This is a genomic window from Stenotrophomonas sp. As-7, assembly GCF_030291015.1.
Taxonomy (GTDB): Bacteria; Pseudomonadota; Gammaproteobacteria; order Xanthomonadales; family Xanthomonadaceae; genus Stenotrophomonas; species Stenotrophomonas lactitubi.
The window spans coordinates 850988-864457 of the sequence record NZ_CP127405.1 but is presented as its reverse complement, the minus strand read 5'-3'; the positions used below and the strand labels follow the sequence as shown (position 1 = coordinate 864457).

Annotated in this window: 14 protein-coding genes; 10 read left to right on the top strand and 4 right to left on the bottom strand. The window is 66.9% G+C overall.

Features of this window, described 5'->3' with window-relative positions; translation table 11 throughout:
- Positions 1 to 74 precede the first annotated feature (74 nt).
- The 4 genes from QP457_RS03915 to QP457_RS03900 are packed head-to-tail and all read left to right on the top strand — an operon-like array spanning position 75 to position 2935.
- Positions 75 to 656: a nitroreductase gene (locus QP457_RS03915; protein ID WP_205406449.1), complete on the top strand. Its 582-nt coding sequence runs from the start codon at positions 75 to 77 to the stop codon at positions 654 to 656.
- The gene (locus tag QP457_RS03910) at positions 653 to 1594 is read left to right on the top strand and encodes a 5'-3' exonuclease H3TH domain-containing protein (protein WP_100551622.1); all 942 of its coding nucleotides are present in this window, start codon (positions 653 to 655) and stop codon (positions 1592 to 1594) included. The genes QP457_RS03915 and QP457_RS03910 overlap by 4 nt, the downstream gene beginning before the upstream one ends.
- A complete protein-coding gene (locus QP457_RS03905; RefSeq protein ID WP_100551621.1) occupies positions 1591 to 2145 on the top strand; it encodes an NUDIX hydrolase in 555 nt (184 codons plus the stop codon). The genes QP457_RS03910 and QP457_RS03905 overlap by 4 nt, the downstream gene beginning before the upstream one ends.
- Positions 2138 to 2935 carry an N-formylglutamate amidohydrolase gene (locus QP457_RS03900; RefSeq protein WP_205406448.1) on the top strand — a complete coding sequence of 266 codons (798 nt, stop codon included), beginning with the start codon at positions 2138 to 2140 and terminating at the stop codon, positions 2933 to 2935. Before QP457_RS03905 ends, QP457_RS03900 begins: the two co-directional genes overlap by 8 nt.
- Positions 2936 to 3006: 71 nt before the next feature.
- Here QP457_RS03900 and QP457_RS03895 read toward each other — a convergent pair whose 3' ends face one another.
- Both QP457_RS03895 and QP457_RS03890 read right to left on the bottom strand, forming a co-directional pair.
- Complete coding sequence (locus QP457_RS03895) at positions 3007 to 3678, bottom strand: hypothetical protein (RefSeq protein WP_205406447.1); 672 nt, start codon at positions 3676 to 3678, stop codon at positions 3007 to 3009.
- Complete coding sequence (locus QP457_RS03890; protein ID WP_205406446.1) at positions 3675 to 5093, bottom strand: MFS transporter; 1419 nt, start codon at positions 5091 to 5093, stop codon at positions 3675 to 3677. Before QP457_RS03890 ends, QP457_RS03895 begins: the two co-directional genes overlap by 4 nt.
- Positions 5094 to 5199: 106 nt before the next feature.
- Between QP457_RS03890 and QP457_RS03885 the strand changes: the two genes are divergently transcribed.
- Positions 5200 to 6084 (top strand): LysR family transcriptional regulator, encoded by an 885-nt coding sequence (locus QP457_RS03885; protein ID WP_191078612.1) that lies wholly within the window; start codon positions 5200 to 5202, stop codon positions 6082 to 6084.
- 176 nt (positions 6085 to 6260) lie between these two features.
- Here the strand turns inward: QP457_RS03885 and pip are convergent, their stop codons facing one another.
- Both pip and prmC read right to left on the bottom strand, forming a co-directional pair.
- Positions 6261 to 7202 (bottom strand): prolyl aminopeptidase, encoded by a 942-nt coding sequence (gene pip, locus QP457_RS03880; protein WP_180166807.1) that lies wholly within the window; start codon positions 7200 to 7202, stop codon positions 6261 to 6263.
- 49 nt (positions 7203 to 7251) lie between these two features.
- Complete coding sequence (prmC, locus tag QP457_RS03875; RefSeq protein WP_205406445.1) at positions 7252 to 8109, bottom strand: peptide chain release factor N(5)-glutamine methyltransferase; 858 nt, start codon at positions 8107 to 8109, stop codon at positions 7252 to 7254.
- Positions 8110 to 8439: 330 nt separating this feature from the next.
- Between prmC and ahpC the strand changes: the two genes are divergently transcribed.
- From ahpC to QP457_RS03850, 5 genes are all read left to right on the top strand, one after another.
- Positions 8440 to 9003, top strand: coding sequence for an alkyl hydroperoxide reductase subunit C (gene ahpC / locus QP457_RS03870; RefSeq protein ID WP_025877950.1), 564 nt, complete (start codon positions 8440 to 8442; stop codon positions 9001 to 9003).
- Positions 9004 to 9250: 247 nt separating this feature from the next.
- Positions 9251 to 10843, top strand: coding sequence for an alkyl hydroperoxide reductase subunit F (gene ahpF / locus QP457_RS03865; RefSeq protein WP_205406444.1), 1593 nt, complete (start codon positions 9251 to 9253; stop codon positions 10841 to 10843).
- 80 nt (positions 10844 to 10923) lie between these two features.
- Positions 10924 to 11889 (top strand): LysR substrate-binding domain-containing protein, encoded by a 966-nt coding sequence (locus QP457_RS03860; protein ID WP_205406443.1) that lies wholly within the window; start codon positions 10924 to 10926, stop codon positions 11887 to 11889.
- A 123-nt stretch (positions 11890 to 12012) separates the two neighbouring features.
- Positions 12013 to 12417, top strand: coding sequence for a nucleoside diphosphate kinase regulator (gene rnk / locus QP457_RS03855; protein WP_089238903.1), 405 nt, complete (start codon positions 12013 to 12015; stop codon positions 12415 to 12417).
- Positions 12418 to 12475: 58 nt separating this feature from the next.
- Positions 12476 to 13432 (top strand): transaldolase, encoded by a 957-nt coding sequence (locus tag QP457_RS03850; RefSeq protein WP_100551613.1) that lies wholly within the window; start codon positions 12476 to 12478, stop codon positions 13430 to 13432.
- Positions 13433 to 13470: the final 38 nt, after the last annotated feature.

Sequence of the window (13470 nt, the reverse complement as noted above, 5' to 3'; positions counted from 1 at the left end):
TCTGACGCGACACAAACGGCGTCATCTACCTCCCCGACTATAATCAGCGACCCGTGATGACCGGTTCAGACTCCATGCCCGACCCTGCTGCCCTGCTTGCCCTGGATGCCCGCCGCTCGGTGCCCTCGCGGCAACTGGGCGAGCCCGGACCAGACCCGGCCACCCTGCAGCGGATGCTGACCTCGGCGGTGCGCGTGCCCGACCACGGCAAGCGCGTGCCGTTCCGCTTCCTGAAGATCGCCGGCGATGCACGTCACACTCTGGGCGACTTTCTGGCCGCGCGCAGCCGTGAGCGCGATCCGCATGCCGGCGACGCCGTGTTCGAGAAGGACCGCCAGCGCTTCAGCCACGCACCCCTGGTGATCGTGGTGGTAGCCAGCCCGCGCCCGGACCCGAAAGTGCCCGCGCAGGAACAGCTGATGACCGCTGGCTGCGTGTGCTTTGCTCTGTTGCAGGCGGCCCAGGCGCTGGGCTTCGGCGCGCAGTGGCTGACCGCGTGGATGGCCTTTGATCCCGCCGTGCACGCCCATCTGGGACTGGCCGAGGGCGAAGGCATTGCCGGTTTCATCCACATCGGCACGCCCAAGGCCGAGGTGCCCGAGCGCGAGCGCCCGGACCCGGCGGCCCTGCTGCGTGACTGGACCCCGCCGGCATGAGCCTGCCGGCACCGCCGCCGCTGTACCTGGTCGACGCCAGCATCTATGTGTTCCGCGCCTGGCATTCGCTGCCGGACGAGTTCCAGGACAGCCAGGGCTGGCCGACCAACGCCGTGCATGGTTTCGCCCGTTTCCTGCTCGACCTGCTGGAACGCGAACGCCCGCGGCACATCGCCATCGCCTTCGATGAAGCGCTCGACAGCGGCTTCCGCCACCGCCTGTACCCGGCCTACAAGGCCAACCGCGATCCGGCGCCAGAGGCGCTCAAGCGCCAGTTCGTGCACTGCAAGGCGCTGTGCGCGGCACTGGGCCTGGCGGTGCTGGCACACCACGATTACGAAGCCGACGACCTGATCGGCAGCGCCCTGCATGGCCACCGCAACAGCCATCGCGGCGTGATCATTTCCGCCGACAAGGACCTGTCGCAGCTGCTGCTCGACCATGACGAGCAGTGGGACTACGCACGCAACCAGCGCTGGGACGTGGCCGGGGTAAAGGCCAGGCACGGCGTGCACGCGCACCAGATCGCCGACTACCTGGCGCTGTGCGGCGATGCGGTCGACAACATTCCGGGGATCAGCGGTGTCGGCGCCAAATCGGCAGCCGTGCTGCTGGCCCATTTCGGCAGCATGGACGTGCTGTACGAACGCCTGGACGAAGTGCCGTTCCTGCGCCTGCGCGGCGCGGCCCAGATGGCGGTGCGCCTGCGTGAGCAGCGCGAACATGCCCAGCTCTGGCGCCAGCTGACCACCATCGCCCTGGACGCCCCACTGGAAGGCTGCCAGCCCGGCATGCCGCGCCAGGCGGCCGATCCAGAGCTGCTTGGCGGCCTGTGCCAGACCCTGCGCTTCGGCCCCATGACCCGTCGTCGGCTGTTCAATGCGGCCGGCATTTCCGACCCCGTTCCCACTTCTCCCACTTCCAGCGAGCCCGCATGAGCCAGCGCAACACCGAAGCACCGCGTGTCGTCTACGAAGGCAAATACCAGCGCATGGTGGTGCGCGGCACCTGGGAATACAGCGAGCGCACCCACGCCGGTGGCTTGGCCGCGATCATCATCGCCGTCACCCCCGAGGACAAGGTGCTGTTCGTCGAACAGTTCCGCGTGCCGCTGCAGGCACCGACCATCGAGATGCCGGCCGGGCTGGTCGGCGACATCGATGCGGGCGAGTCGATCGAAGTTTCCGCGGTACGCGAACTGGAAGAGGAAACCGGCTGGACCGCCGAGCACGCCGAAGTCCTGATGATCGGTCCTACCTCCTCCGGTGCCAGCAGCGAGAAGATCGCCTTCGTCCGTGCCACCGGCCTGCGTCGCATCGGCGAAGGCGGCGGCGACGAGAGCGAAGACATCACCGTGCATGAGATTCCGCGTACGCAGGCGGCCGCCTGGCTGGTGCAGAAAATGGCCGAAGGCTATGAAGCCGATGCCAAGCTGTGGGCCGGCCTGTGGATGATCGAGCACCACCTGGACGGCCGCCCCCGTGGCTGATGCCGGCCTGCACGCGCTGCCGGCGCTGCTCGGCGCCGACGACCCGGCGATCTACACGATCCACCAGTCGCAGGGCGCCTCGCCGTTCCTGCTGCTGGCCGATCATGCCGGCCAGCAGGTGCCGCGTGCGCTGGCCGATCTTGGATTGCCGCAGACCGAACTGGACCGCCATATCGGCTGGGACATCGGCATCGGCGGCACCACCCGTGCACTGGCCGAGCGGCTGGATGCGTGGGCGATCGAGCAGACCTATTCGCGGCTGCTGATCGACTGCAACCGCCCGCTGGTTTCGCCCACGCTGATCCCCGAGGTCAGCGACCGCACCGTGGTGCCGGGCAATGCCGGGCTGTCGCCCGCGCAGCGGCAGCAGCGCATCGATGCGATCCACGCGCCCTACCATGCACGCATCGATGCCGAACTGGATGCGCGCGGCGATGCGGAACGGCCAACGCTGCTGGTGATGATGCACAGTTTCACCCCGGTGATGAACGGCGTTGAGCGTCCCTGGCATGCCGGCGTGCTGTACCACCAGGACACCCGTTTTGCCCATGCCCTGCTGCAGGCGCTGCGCGATGAAGGCGACCTGGTGGTGGGCGACAACGAACCCTATTCGGTCAACAGCAGCAGCGACTACGCGGTGCCGGTGCACGGCGAAGGCCGCGGCCTGGTGCATGTGGAACTGGAGATCCGCCAGGACCTGATTGCCGATGAAGCCGGGCAGCAGGCATGGGCGGAGCGGTTGGCGCGGATTTTCACCGCGTTGCAGCCGCAGTTGTTGGCGTTCGGATGACCGCATCCACGCATGGCGTGGATCTACTGGGACACTACAAGTAGATCCACGCCATGCGTGGATGATTTTCGTCAACGCAGCACGGGAACATCCATCCAAGGGAACGGCTTGAACCCGCGCACCTGCACGCGTGCGCCGATCGCTGCAAAATCATCCTTGATCGCCTGTGCGCGACGCCGATCCAGTGCTTCACCCAGCACCAGCGGCAGCGCACGGCAGCGTGCCAACGCTTCACCCACCGGAATGTCGAGCAGGTGCGCCACGCGCTGTGCCGCAGCCTTGATCTGTTCGTCCGCACATCCCTCCAGCGTCAACCCGAACACGGCGAAGATGCCCGGCCCTACCCCGGCTGCGTGCGCAGCGGCCTGCTCCGCAGCACCCGCTTCGCCCAATGCTTCATCGACACCGTCCACCTGCAGGAAGGCGTCGTACTCGGCGTAGTACGCCAACGCTTCGGCGTAATCGTGCAGGGAAGAAAGCGGACGCTGGCGCTTCTGCACATCCAGGACGTCAGCGAACGTGGCCGGTTCCAGGTAGGTCGTCAGACCCAGCGCCTGCGCGGCCTCGGGCACCTCACCGTCATCATCGAACGCGGCGTCTTCATCGGCCGGCAACCAGAAGCGCGCCTGCAGCAGGTCGTCATCGGTGGCGTGCACCCAACCGAAGGAGGCATACACCTCATCGTCATCGTTGCAGGCTGCGAACGCGTGCAGGGTCTGTTGCAGGTCCAGCAGCTCGATCATGCTTCGTTGCTCAGGCAAGCGGTCGCCGCCGAGTCTACCCGTGCCGGACGCAGGCCCAGCGCGATGACCACGCCGAGTGCAGCGAACAGCGCAGCGCCGTACTGTGCGTTGACCATGCCCTGCAGGGCATCAGCACTGGTTGCCGCCTGCGTACCGCGCGCGGCATTGGCCACCATCACCAGTACCGCCAGCCCCAACGCGCCGCCGATCTGCTGTGCGGTGGCGGCCATGCCGGATGCGACACCCTGCTGTGGACCCGGCACGCCCTGCCCGGCCACGATCCACATCGCCGTCCAGCTCATGCCCTGGCCGACGCTGAGCACCACGATGCCCGGCAGCAGCGGCCAGTAGCCGGCGCCGTGCGGCATCGCCAGCGCCACTGCGGTGATGCCGATGGCACCGGCGGCGAAGCCCCAGGCCAGCACCTGCCGTGGCGAACGGCGCTGCAGCATGCGCTCGGCAATGCGGATGCCGAAGGTGCACACCAGCGTCGGCAGCAGGAAGGCCATGCCAGCCTGCAGCGGACTCCAGCCGTAACCATCCTGGAAATACAGCGCCAGGAAGTAGTACTGCACGCCATAGCTGCTCATGAACGCGAAGGTCAGGCCGAGTGCCGCACGCAGGCCAGGCAGGCGCAGCAGTGCGAATTGCATCAGCGGATCACGGCTGCGCTTTTCGATCTGCACGAAAACCGTCAGCAGTACCGCTGACAGCAGCAGGCAGATGAGCGTGGCCGGCGCCGTCCAACCCCACTCCGGCCCCTGTACCAGGGTGGTGACCAGCAGGCTGCCGCCGGCAGTGACGGTGAGGCAGCCGGCCAGGTCGAAGGAACGGCCGCGCACGCGCGGGCCATCGGCCGGCAGCCACGCGCCCGCAGCAACCGCACAGGCCGTGGCCAGTGGCACGATCACCGCCAGTACCGCCGGCCAGCCGAACGCCTGGGTCAGCACGCCGCCCAGCAGCGTGCCCAGCGCCAGGCCCGCGGCACTGGCCATGCTCCAGATCGCCAGCGCGCGGTTGCGCACCGGGCCTTCGGCATACAGGGTATTGATCAAGGCCAGGGTGGCCGGGAACAGCAGTGCCGCACCGATGCCCTGCGCCGCACGCGCCACGATCAGCAGCGTGGCATTGGGCGCCAGCGCGCCCAGCAGCGAGGCCAGCGCGAACAGCAGCATGCCCAGCCGGTAGAAGCGGCGCCGGCCCAGCAGATCGGCCGCACGCCCGCCCAGCAGCAGGCTGCCACCGAAGGCCACGGTGTAGGCGCTGACCACCCACTGCAGCTGCTGCGCATTTATCTGCAGCGCGCGGCCCATGTCGTGCAGGGCAACGAAGATGATGGTGGCGTCCAGGGCGATGATCAGCTGCGCGGTGGCCAGCAGGGTCAGCGCCCAGCGCGGGTATTTCAGGGGAGGCATGCGGCGCCCGGTTCGGAGGGGGGACGGCAGTCTCATTGATGCCGGTGCATCAATAAACCCCCTTCGCGCGATTTCTGTCATGATTTTTGGCATGAATGGATCCTCGATGGACCTCAATGCGGTGCGCATGCTGGTGCAGGTAGCCGAAGCGCGCAGCTTCACCGTGGCCGCCGGCCAGCTCGGCCTGAGCCAGTCCGGGCTGTCACGCGCGATCGGCCGGCTGGAAGCGTCGCTGGGAGTGAAGCTGCTGCAGCGGAACACCCGCAATGTCGCGCTGACCCCGGATGGCCAGCAGTTCGTCGAGCAGGTGGGACCGCTGCTGTGCGGCATGGAAGACGCCGAGCGGCTGCTGGCCGACCGCCCCTGCACGCCCTCGGGCGTGCTGAAAATCAGCGCGCCCTCCATGTTCGGGCGCAAGGTGCTGGTGCCGTTGCTGGGGCCGTTGCTGGAACGGCATCCGCAGCTGCAGGTGGAAGCGGTGCTCAGCGACCGCCTGGTGGATCTGGTGGAGGAAGGCTTCGATGCGGCGTTGCGCACTGGCACCATCGCTGACCAGCGGATGGTCGCGCGTCCATTGAAGCCACTGCGCTGGGTGACCGTGGCCAGCCCGGCCTACCTGGCCGCGCAGGGCGAGCCGGCCGATGTGGCGGCATTGCAGGACCATGCCTGCCTGGCGGTGCGCAACCTGCGCAGTGGCCGGTTGGTGGACTGGCAGTTTCTGCAGGACGGGCAGCTGCGTGAGGTCACGCCGCCGACGCGGATGGTGTTCGACTGCGGCGATCCGTTGGTCGAAGCAGCGATCGCGGGCATCGGCATCGTGCAGGTAATGGATTTCGCCGTGGCCGACGCGCTGGCCGATGGTCGCCTGCAGCGCGTGCTGCAGCCGTTCGAAGGCCGCAGCCGCGCGTTGTCGTTGATCTACCCGCCTTCGCGGCAGCATTCGCCGAAGCTGCAGGTGCTGGCCGAGGCGTTGCTCGCTGGGGATTGGTAGATCCACGCCATGCGTGGATGAGGTTCAAGCGCAGGAGCAGCCAGGCATGGCCTGGCTCTACTGGGCCGGAGTAGATCCACGCCATGCGTGGATGAGCGTTTCAATACAAATGCCGCCGGGCATGGCCCGGCGCTACCGGCAAGGCGTTGCCGGCCAGCGGCCGGCATTGCCAAAGATCAGGCGAAGCTATCGGTGGCGCGCACCAGCGCGTCGACGTTCTCGGCTTCGAACGCCGAGTGCCCGGAGGCCGGGGTGATCTCCAGCTTGGCCTTCGGCCACACCTTGGTCAGGTCCCAGGCGTTGGCCAGCGGGCAGACCACGTCATAACGGCCGTGCACGATCACGCCCGGAATGTCGGCGATGCGGTGCGCGTCGCGCAGCAGCTGGTCTTCCACTTCGAAGAAACCACCGTTGACGAAGTAGTGGTTCTCGATGCGGGCGAACGCCAGCGCGAAATGCGGGTCTTCATGGCTGTTGATGAAGTCGTCGTCCACGTGCAGGAAGCTGGTCGCGCCTTCCCACACCGCCCAGGCCTTGGCCGCATCCAACCGCGTTGCTTCGTCTTCGCTGGTCAGGCGGCGATGGAAGGCGGAGATCAGATCGTGGCGCTCCACCGCCGGAATCGGCTTCAGGTAGTGCTCCCACGCATCCGGGAACAAGCGGTTGGCACCTTCCTGGTAGAACCATTCCAGCTCCCAGCGGCGCAGCATGAAGATGCCGCGCAGCACCAGTTCGGTCACGCGCTGCGGATGGCTCTGTGCATAGGCCAGCGCCAGGGTCGAGCCCCAGCTGCCGCCGAACACCTGCCAGCGATCGACCTTGAGGTGCTCGCGCAGCTTCTCGATATCGGCGACGAGGTCCCAGGTGGTGTTGTCCACCAGGTCGGCATGCGGCGTGGAACGGCCGGCACCGCGCTGGTCGAACAGGATGATGCGGTACTTGGCCGGGTCGTGGAACTGGCGCATCTTGTCGCTGCAGCCGCCGCCCGGCCCACCATGCAGCATCACCACCGGCTTGCCGTCCGGATTGCCGCACTGTTCGAAGTACAGCGTGTGGCGGTCGTCGACCTTCAGGGTGCCGACGTCGTAAGGGGTGATGGCGGGGTACAGCGTACGCATGCTTGCAGCTCCGTGGTGGTGCCCTGCCCTTGGCAGGAGAACCCCCATTCTAGGCCGGTCGCCGGCCCAGGGTGACCCGGTCGCGCTGCTCCAGGTCCTGCACGGTCTGCACGTCGCTGTAGCCGGCCTGCTCGAACAGCGCGCGGATGGCATCGCCCTGGTCCCAGCCGTGCTCGATCAGCAGCCAGCCGCCGGGCTGCAGGTGGTCGCCGCCGCCGGCGACGATGCGGCGGATGTCGTCCAGCCCATCAACGCCCGAGGCCAGTGCCGTGGCCGGCTCGAAGCGCAGGTCGCCCTGTTGCAGGTGCGGATCAGCGCTGGCGATGTAGGGCGGATTGCTGGCGATCAGATCGAAGCGTTCGCAGCGCAGCGGTGCATACCAGTCGTGACCACCTTCGGCAAAACGCACGTTGCCCAGCTCGTGGCGCGCGGCGTTCCGGGCGGCCACCGCCAGCGCAGCGGCACTGGCATCTGTGGCCAGTACCTGCGCCAGCGGCCGTTCGCTGGCAAGTGCCAGTGCAATCGCACCGCTGCCGGTGCCGAGGTCGGCCAGGTGCAGCGCCAGGTCCGGGGGGAGGCGCTCCAGCGCCAGCTCCACCAGCAGTTCGGTTTCCGGGCGCGGAATCAGGGTGGCCGGGTCCACCTCCAGGTCCAGCGTCCAGAAGCCGCGGCGACCGGTCAGGTAGGCCACCGGCTCGCCTGCGAGGCGGCGACCCAGCAGGGCCTCGAAGGCGGTCTGTTCGGCGGCCGGCAGCGGATCGGTGGCATGCGCGAACAACCAGCTGCGCGGGCGCTCCAGCACGTGCAGCAGCAGCAGCTCGGCCTCGTGGCGGGCGTCGACGCCGCCCAGCCGGGTACTCGCGTCGGTCACGACTTGGCGCAGGGTGGGTTCGGGTTGTAGAGACATCCGGCAATTGTAGAGCCGAGCCCATGCTCGGCTGCTGTTCGCGGTAGCCCCAGCCGAGCATGGCTCGACGCTAGAGGATGCTGGAATTCGTTCAGGTTCCGCCAGAGGGGATAAGGAGGGGCTATCAGCCCTCTTCACACGTCCAGGAAGATTTTCCTTGTCACACAGGCAGTTGCAGGATGGACGTGGCCGGGTTCAGTGCCTGCTCATTGGATTTTGATAGTCTCCATCTATTAAATAGATGCAATCAATGCATTGTCCTTATCGAAACGGAACCAGTAATCTAGGTCCTGTCGATTCACCCACTCCCCTTCACCCAGAGGAAAAACGATGTCCCTGATCAACACCCAGATCCAGCCGTTCGAAGCCAATGCTTACCTGAATGGCGAGTTCATCAAGGTCTCCGACAGCACCCTGAAGGGCCAGTGGTCGGTCCTGATCTTCATGCCGGCAGCCTTCACCTTCAACTGCCCGACCGAGATCGAAGACGCCGCTGACCATTACGCCGAGTTCAAGAAGGCCGGCGCCGAGGTCTACATCGTCACCACCGACACCCACTTCTCGCACAAGGTCTGGCACGAAACCTCGCCGGCCGTCGGCAAGGCCCAGTTCCCGCTGGTCGGCGACCCGACCCACCAGCTGACCCGCGCCTTCGGCGTGCACATCGAAGAAGAAGGCCTGGCCCTGCGCGGCACCTTCATCATCAACCCGGAAGGCGTGATCAAGACCCTGGAGATCCACTCCAACGAGATCGCCCGTGACGTCTCCGAGACCCTGCGCAAGCTGAAGGCTGCCCAGTTCACCGCCGCCAACCCGAACCAGGTCTGCCCGGCGAAGTGGAAGGAAGGCGAAAAGACCCTGACCCCGTCGCTGGACCTGGTCGGCAAGATCTAAAGCAGTACCCGCAGTACCGGCCTGCCGCAGCCCCACGCTGCGGCGCGCCTTTCATCCCCGTGCCGGTCCCCCCGCCGGCGTGGGGGTGAACCCAAGACAGCCGAGCCCGCAAGCCACCGCTCGCCAGCCCCTTCCACAGCTGTCTCCAGCTGCCTCTGCTGCCTTGGGTTCACCCCTACCCCTCGCTGGTCCGCTACCTTCTACAGCGGTGCCACGCCCTCGTTTTGCCTGAAGCCAGGAGAAGACCATGTTGGACGCCAACCTGCAGTCGCAGCTGAAGACCTATCTGGAGCGCGTGACCCGCCCGATCCAGATCACCGCGCATGCCGACGACGGTGCCAAGTCGCAGGAGATGCTGGACCTGCTGCAGACCCTGGAAAGCCTGTCGGACAAGATCTCGCTGCAGGTGCTGCGCGATGGCCAGGGCCGCGTGCCGTCCTTCGACCTGGGCACGCCGGGCCAGGACATCCACCTGACCTTCGCCGGCCTGCCGATGGGCCACGAGTTCACCTCGCTGGTGCTGGCCCTGCTGCAGGTCGGCGGGCATCCGTCCAAGGCCACCGCCGAGCTGATCGAGCAGGTGCAGAACCTGGAAGGTGAGTACAAGTTTGAAACCTACTTCTCGCTGTCCTGCCAGAACTGCCCGGACGTGGTGCAGGCGCTGAACCTGGCTGCCGTGCTCAACCCGCGCATCCAGCACGTGGCCATCGACGGTGCGCTGTTCCAGGAAGAAGTCGAGCAGCGCGAGATCATGTCGGTGCCCACCGTCTACCTCAACGGTGCGGTGTTCGACCAGGGTCGCATGACGCTGGAGCAGATCGTGGCCAAGCTGGACACCAATGCCAGCAAGCGCGATGCCGAGAAGATCGGCGCCAAGGACGCCTTCGACGTGCTGGTGGTCGGTGGTGGCCCGGCCGGCGCCGCTGCGGCGATCTACGCCGCGCGCAAGGGTATCCGTACCGGCATCGCCGCCGAGCGTTTCGGTGGCCAGGTGCTGGACACCATGGCGATCGAGAACTTCATTTCAGTGAAGGAGACCGAAGGCCCGAAGCTGGCCACGGCCCTGGAGCAGCACGTGCGCGAATACGAGGTCGACATCATGGACCTGCAGCGCGCCACTGCGCTGGTGCCGGCCGGTGAAGACGGCCTGGTGCAGGTGCAGCTGGAAAACGGCGCGGCGCTGAAGTCGCGCTCGGTGATCCTGTCCACCGGCGCCCGCTGGCGGCAGATGAACGTGCCCGGCGAAGACCAGTACCGCAACAAGGGCGTGGCCTACTGCCCGCATTGCGACGGCCCGCTGTTCAAGGGCAAGCGCGTGGCGGTGATCGGCGGTGGCAATTCCGGCGTTGAAGCTGCCATCGATCTGGCCGGCATCGTGTCGCATGTGACCCTGCTGGAATTCGATTCCAGCCTGCGTGCCGACGAAGTGCTGCAGAAGAAGCTGCGCAGCCTGGCCAACGTCACCGTGCTGACCAGCGCGCAGACCACCGAAGTGCTGGGCGACGGCAGCCGCGTCACCGGCCTGGTCTACAAGGACCGTGTCGGTGGCGACTCCCATCGCGTTGAACTGGAAGGCATCTTCGTGCAGATCGGCCTGCTGCCGAACACCGAATGGCTGAAGGACACCGTGGCCCTTTCGCCGCGTGGCGAGATCGTCATCGATGACCGCGGGCAGACCAATCTGCCGGGCGTGTTCGCCGCGGGCGATTGCACGACGGTACCCTACAAGCAGATCATCATCGCGATGGGCGCCGGTTCGACCGCCGCACTGAGCGCTTTCGATCACCTGATCCGCTCCTCGGTTCCCAAGAGCAGCGGTGCGGTGGCCGAAGCGGCCTGATCCAACGTTCCCAGGCCATCGGGAGCACCATCAACCGACTGGGCACGCCCTGCCGGTGCAGTACCCCGAGAGGTCTGAGGATGAACCTGCGTGACCTGAAATACCTGGTGGCCCTGGCCGATCACAAGCACTTCGGCCGGGCCGCCGCCTCCTGCTTCGTCAGCCAGCCCACGCTGTCGACGCAGATCCGCAAGCTGGAAGAAGAACTGGGCCTGCCGCTGGTGGAACGCGCGCCGCGCAAGGTGATGTTGACCCCTGCAGGCCAGGAAGCGGCCGCGCGGGCACGGGTGATCGTGTCCGAGGTGGAACAACTGAAGGAAGCGGCGCGGCGCAGCCGTGATCCGGAAGCGGGTACCGTGCGCCTGGGGATCTTCCCCACCCTGGGCCCGTACCTGTTGCCGCACGTGATTCCGCGCATCCGCACGCGCTTCCCCGAGCTGGAACTGCTGCTGGTGGAAGAAAAGAGCGATGTGCTGCTGGAGCGCCTGCGCGAAGGCAAACTGGACGCCGCACTGTTGGCGCTGCCGGTGATCGACGACCAGCTGCATGCCGAATTCCTGTTCGAGGAGCCGTTCCTGCTGGCCGTGTCCGGCCGCCATCCGCTGGCCACGCGCGAGCATCTGGACGTACAGGAACTGGCCACGCAGAAGCTGCTGCTGCTGGAAGACGGCCACTGCCTGCGTGACCAGGCGCTGGAAGTCTGTCGCCTGTTCGGCGCCAATGAAAAGTCCGAATTCCGCGCCACCAGCCTGGAAACACTGCGACAGATGGTCGCTGCCGACGTCGGCATCACCCTGCTGCCCAGCCTGTCGGTGCAGCCGCCGGTGCCGCGCTCGAACAACATCCGCCTGCTCGACTTCGTCGGCGAGGGCCGTCCCAGCCGGCGCATCGCCATGATCTGGCGCCGCAGCTCGGCGATGAACGAGTTCCTGATGGAGCTGGCCGAGCAGTTCAAGCGCCTGCCCGATGCGCTGTTCACGCTGGAGGCGCTGGCCCCGGCCAACGGCGATGCTGCCACCCCGCCCACGCCGGTGCTGAACGGCTGAGACACCGCAGCCGGGCCTCGAAACCGCCGGGAGTCGATTCCGGCCGCATTTGTCCCCACAATACAGTCAGGCGGCGCCAGCAGGTGCCGCCTTTTGCATGGCTTTCAACCAAGGAGCGTCACCATGAACACCGCCAGCGGCCTGCCGCCGTCGATCACCGTTTCCACCCTCGACATGGACCGCCTGGACGCCATGCTCGAATCTCCGGCAAACAGCCAGACGCCGGCCGCGCGTGCGCTTGCCGACGAACTCAACCGGGCGACCGTGTTGCCGCCAGACCAGATTCCCGAAGGCATCGTCATGATGCATTCGCGCGTGGAGTGCGAAGATGAAGTGTCGGGCGAGAAACATGTCCTGACCCTGGTCTTCCCCCGCGAAGCCAATGTCGATGAAGGCAAGGTGTCCGTGCTGGCGCCCGTCGGCAGCGCCCTGCTTGGCCTGGCCGTGGGCCAGAGCATCGACTGGACCGCCCCCGGCGGCCGCAAGCTGCGGCTGCGCGTGAGCGCGGTCCACAACGACCGTCCCTGACCTGCGCTGCGTACCGCGCGCGATCAGTTTCCCTGCAATCCCCGCACCAGGAGCCGTAATGAGTACCCCGTCCAAACTGTCCCAGCTGCGCGAACTGTCCGTGGTCGTTGCCGATACCGGTGACTACGAGGCGATCAAGCGCCTGCAGCCGGTGGACTGCACCACCAATCCGACCCTGGTGAAGAAGGCACTGGACCTGCCGGTCTATGCAGAACTGATCGAACGCGAACTGGCCTGGGGCCGTCAGCAGGGCGGCGACCGCGAGACCGTGGTGCACGCCGTGGCCGACCGCCTGACCATCGGCGTCGGCGCGCTGCTGAGCACGCTGGTACCAGGCCGCGTGTCCACCGAAGTGGACGCCGACCAGGCCCACGACACCGCCGCGACCGTGGCCAAAGCCCGCCAGTTCATCCAGATGTACGCCGATGCCGGCGTGCCGCGCGAGAAGATCCTGATCAAGATCGCTGCGACCTGGGAAGGCGTGGAAGCCGCGCGCGTGCTGCAGGCCGAAGGTATCGACTGCAACCTGACCCTGATCTTCAACCCGACCCAGGCACTCGCCTGCAGCGAAGCCGGCGCGTTCCTGATCTCGCCGTTCGTCGGCCGCATCCTCGACTGGTACGTGGCCAACGGCCAGACCCCGGCGAACATCGACGAGGACCCGGGCGTGGTGTTCGTGCGTGGTGTGTATGCCGAATTCAAGCGCCGCGGTTCGCCGACCGTGGTGATGGGTGCCTCGTTCCGTTCGACCGCGCAGATCGAAGCGCTGGCCGGCTGCGACCGCCTGACCATTTCGCCGGACCTGCTGGAGAAGCTGGATGCCGACCACGGCGTGCTGCCGCGCAAGCTGGTGGCCGGTGCCGCTGAGGCGGTGCAGGTGACGCCGATCGACGCGGCGACGTTCGCTGCGGACCTGGCGGCCGATCCGATGGCAACCGAGAAGCTGGCAACGGGTATCGATGCGTTTGCCAAGGATCTGGAAGCGCTGCGTCAGCGGATTCGCGAGGCGCTGTGATTCCGGCCAACGGCTGAGCCCCTCGTGGCGGATCGGTT

Excerpts from the sequence above, each read along its gene's own strand:
- QP457_RS03905 (WP_100551621.1), top strand. The coding sequence starts at position 1,591 with ATGAGCCAGCGCAACACCGAAGCACCGCGTGTCGTCTACGAAGGCAAA.
- QP457_RS03895 (WP_205406447.1), bottom strand. The coding sequence starts at position 3,678 with ATGATCGAGCTGCTGGACCTGCAACAGACCCTGCACGCGTTCGCAGCC.
- QP457_RS03850 (WP_100551613.1), top strand. The coding sequence starts at position 12,476 with ATGAGTACCCCGTCCAAACTGTCCCAGCTGCGCGAACTGTCCGTGGTC.
- QP457_RS03915 (WP_205406449.1), top strand. The coding sequence starts at position 75 with ATGCCCGACCCTGCTGCCCTGCTTGCCCTGGATGCCCGCCGCTCGGTG.
- ahpC (WP_025877950.1), top strand. The coding sequence starts at position 8,440 with ATGTCCCTGATCAACACCCAGATCCAGCCGTTCGAAGCCAATGCTTAC.
- prmC (WP_205406445.1), bottom strand. The coding sequence starts at position 8,109 with ATGTCTCTACAACCCGAACCCACCCTGCGCCAAGTCGTGACCGACGCG.
- rnk (WP_089238903.1), top strand. The coding sequence starts at position 12,013 with ATGAACACCGCCAGCGGCCTGCCGCCGTCGATCACCGTTTCCACCCTC.
- QP457_RS03910 (WP_100551622.1), top strand. The coding sequence starts at position 653 with ATGAGCCTGCCGGCACCGCCGCCGCTGTACCTGGTCGACGCCAGCATC.
- QP457_RS03885 (WP_191078612.1), top strand. The coding sequence starts at position 5,200 with ATGGACCTCAATGCGGTGCGCATGCTGGTGCAGGTAGCCGAAGCGCGC.
- QP457_RS03860 (WP_205406443.1), top strand. The coding sequence starts at position 10,924 with ATGAACCTGCGTGACCTGAAATACCTGGTGGCCCTGGCCGATCACAAG.
- QP457_RS03890 (WP_205406446.1), bottom strand. The coding sequence starts at position 5,093 with ATGCCTCCCCTGAAATACCCGCGCTGGGCGCTGACCCTGCTGGCCACC.
- pip (WP_180166807.1), bottom strand. The coding sequence starts at position 7,202 with ATGCGTACGCTGTACCCCGCCATCACCCCTTACGACGTCGGCACCCTG.
- ahpF (WP_205406444.1), top strand. The coding sequence starts at position 9,251 with ATGTTGGACGCCAACCTGCAGTCGCAGCTGAAGACCTATCTGGAGCGC.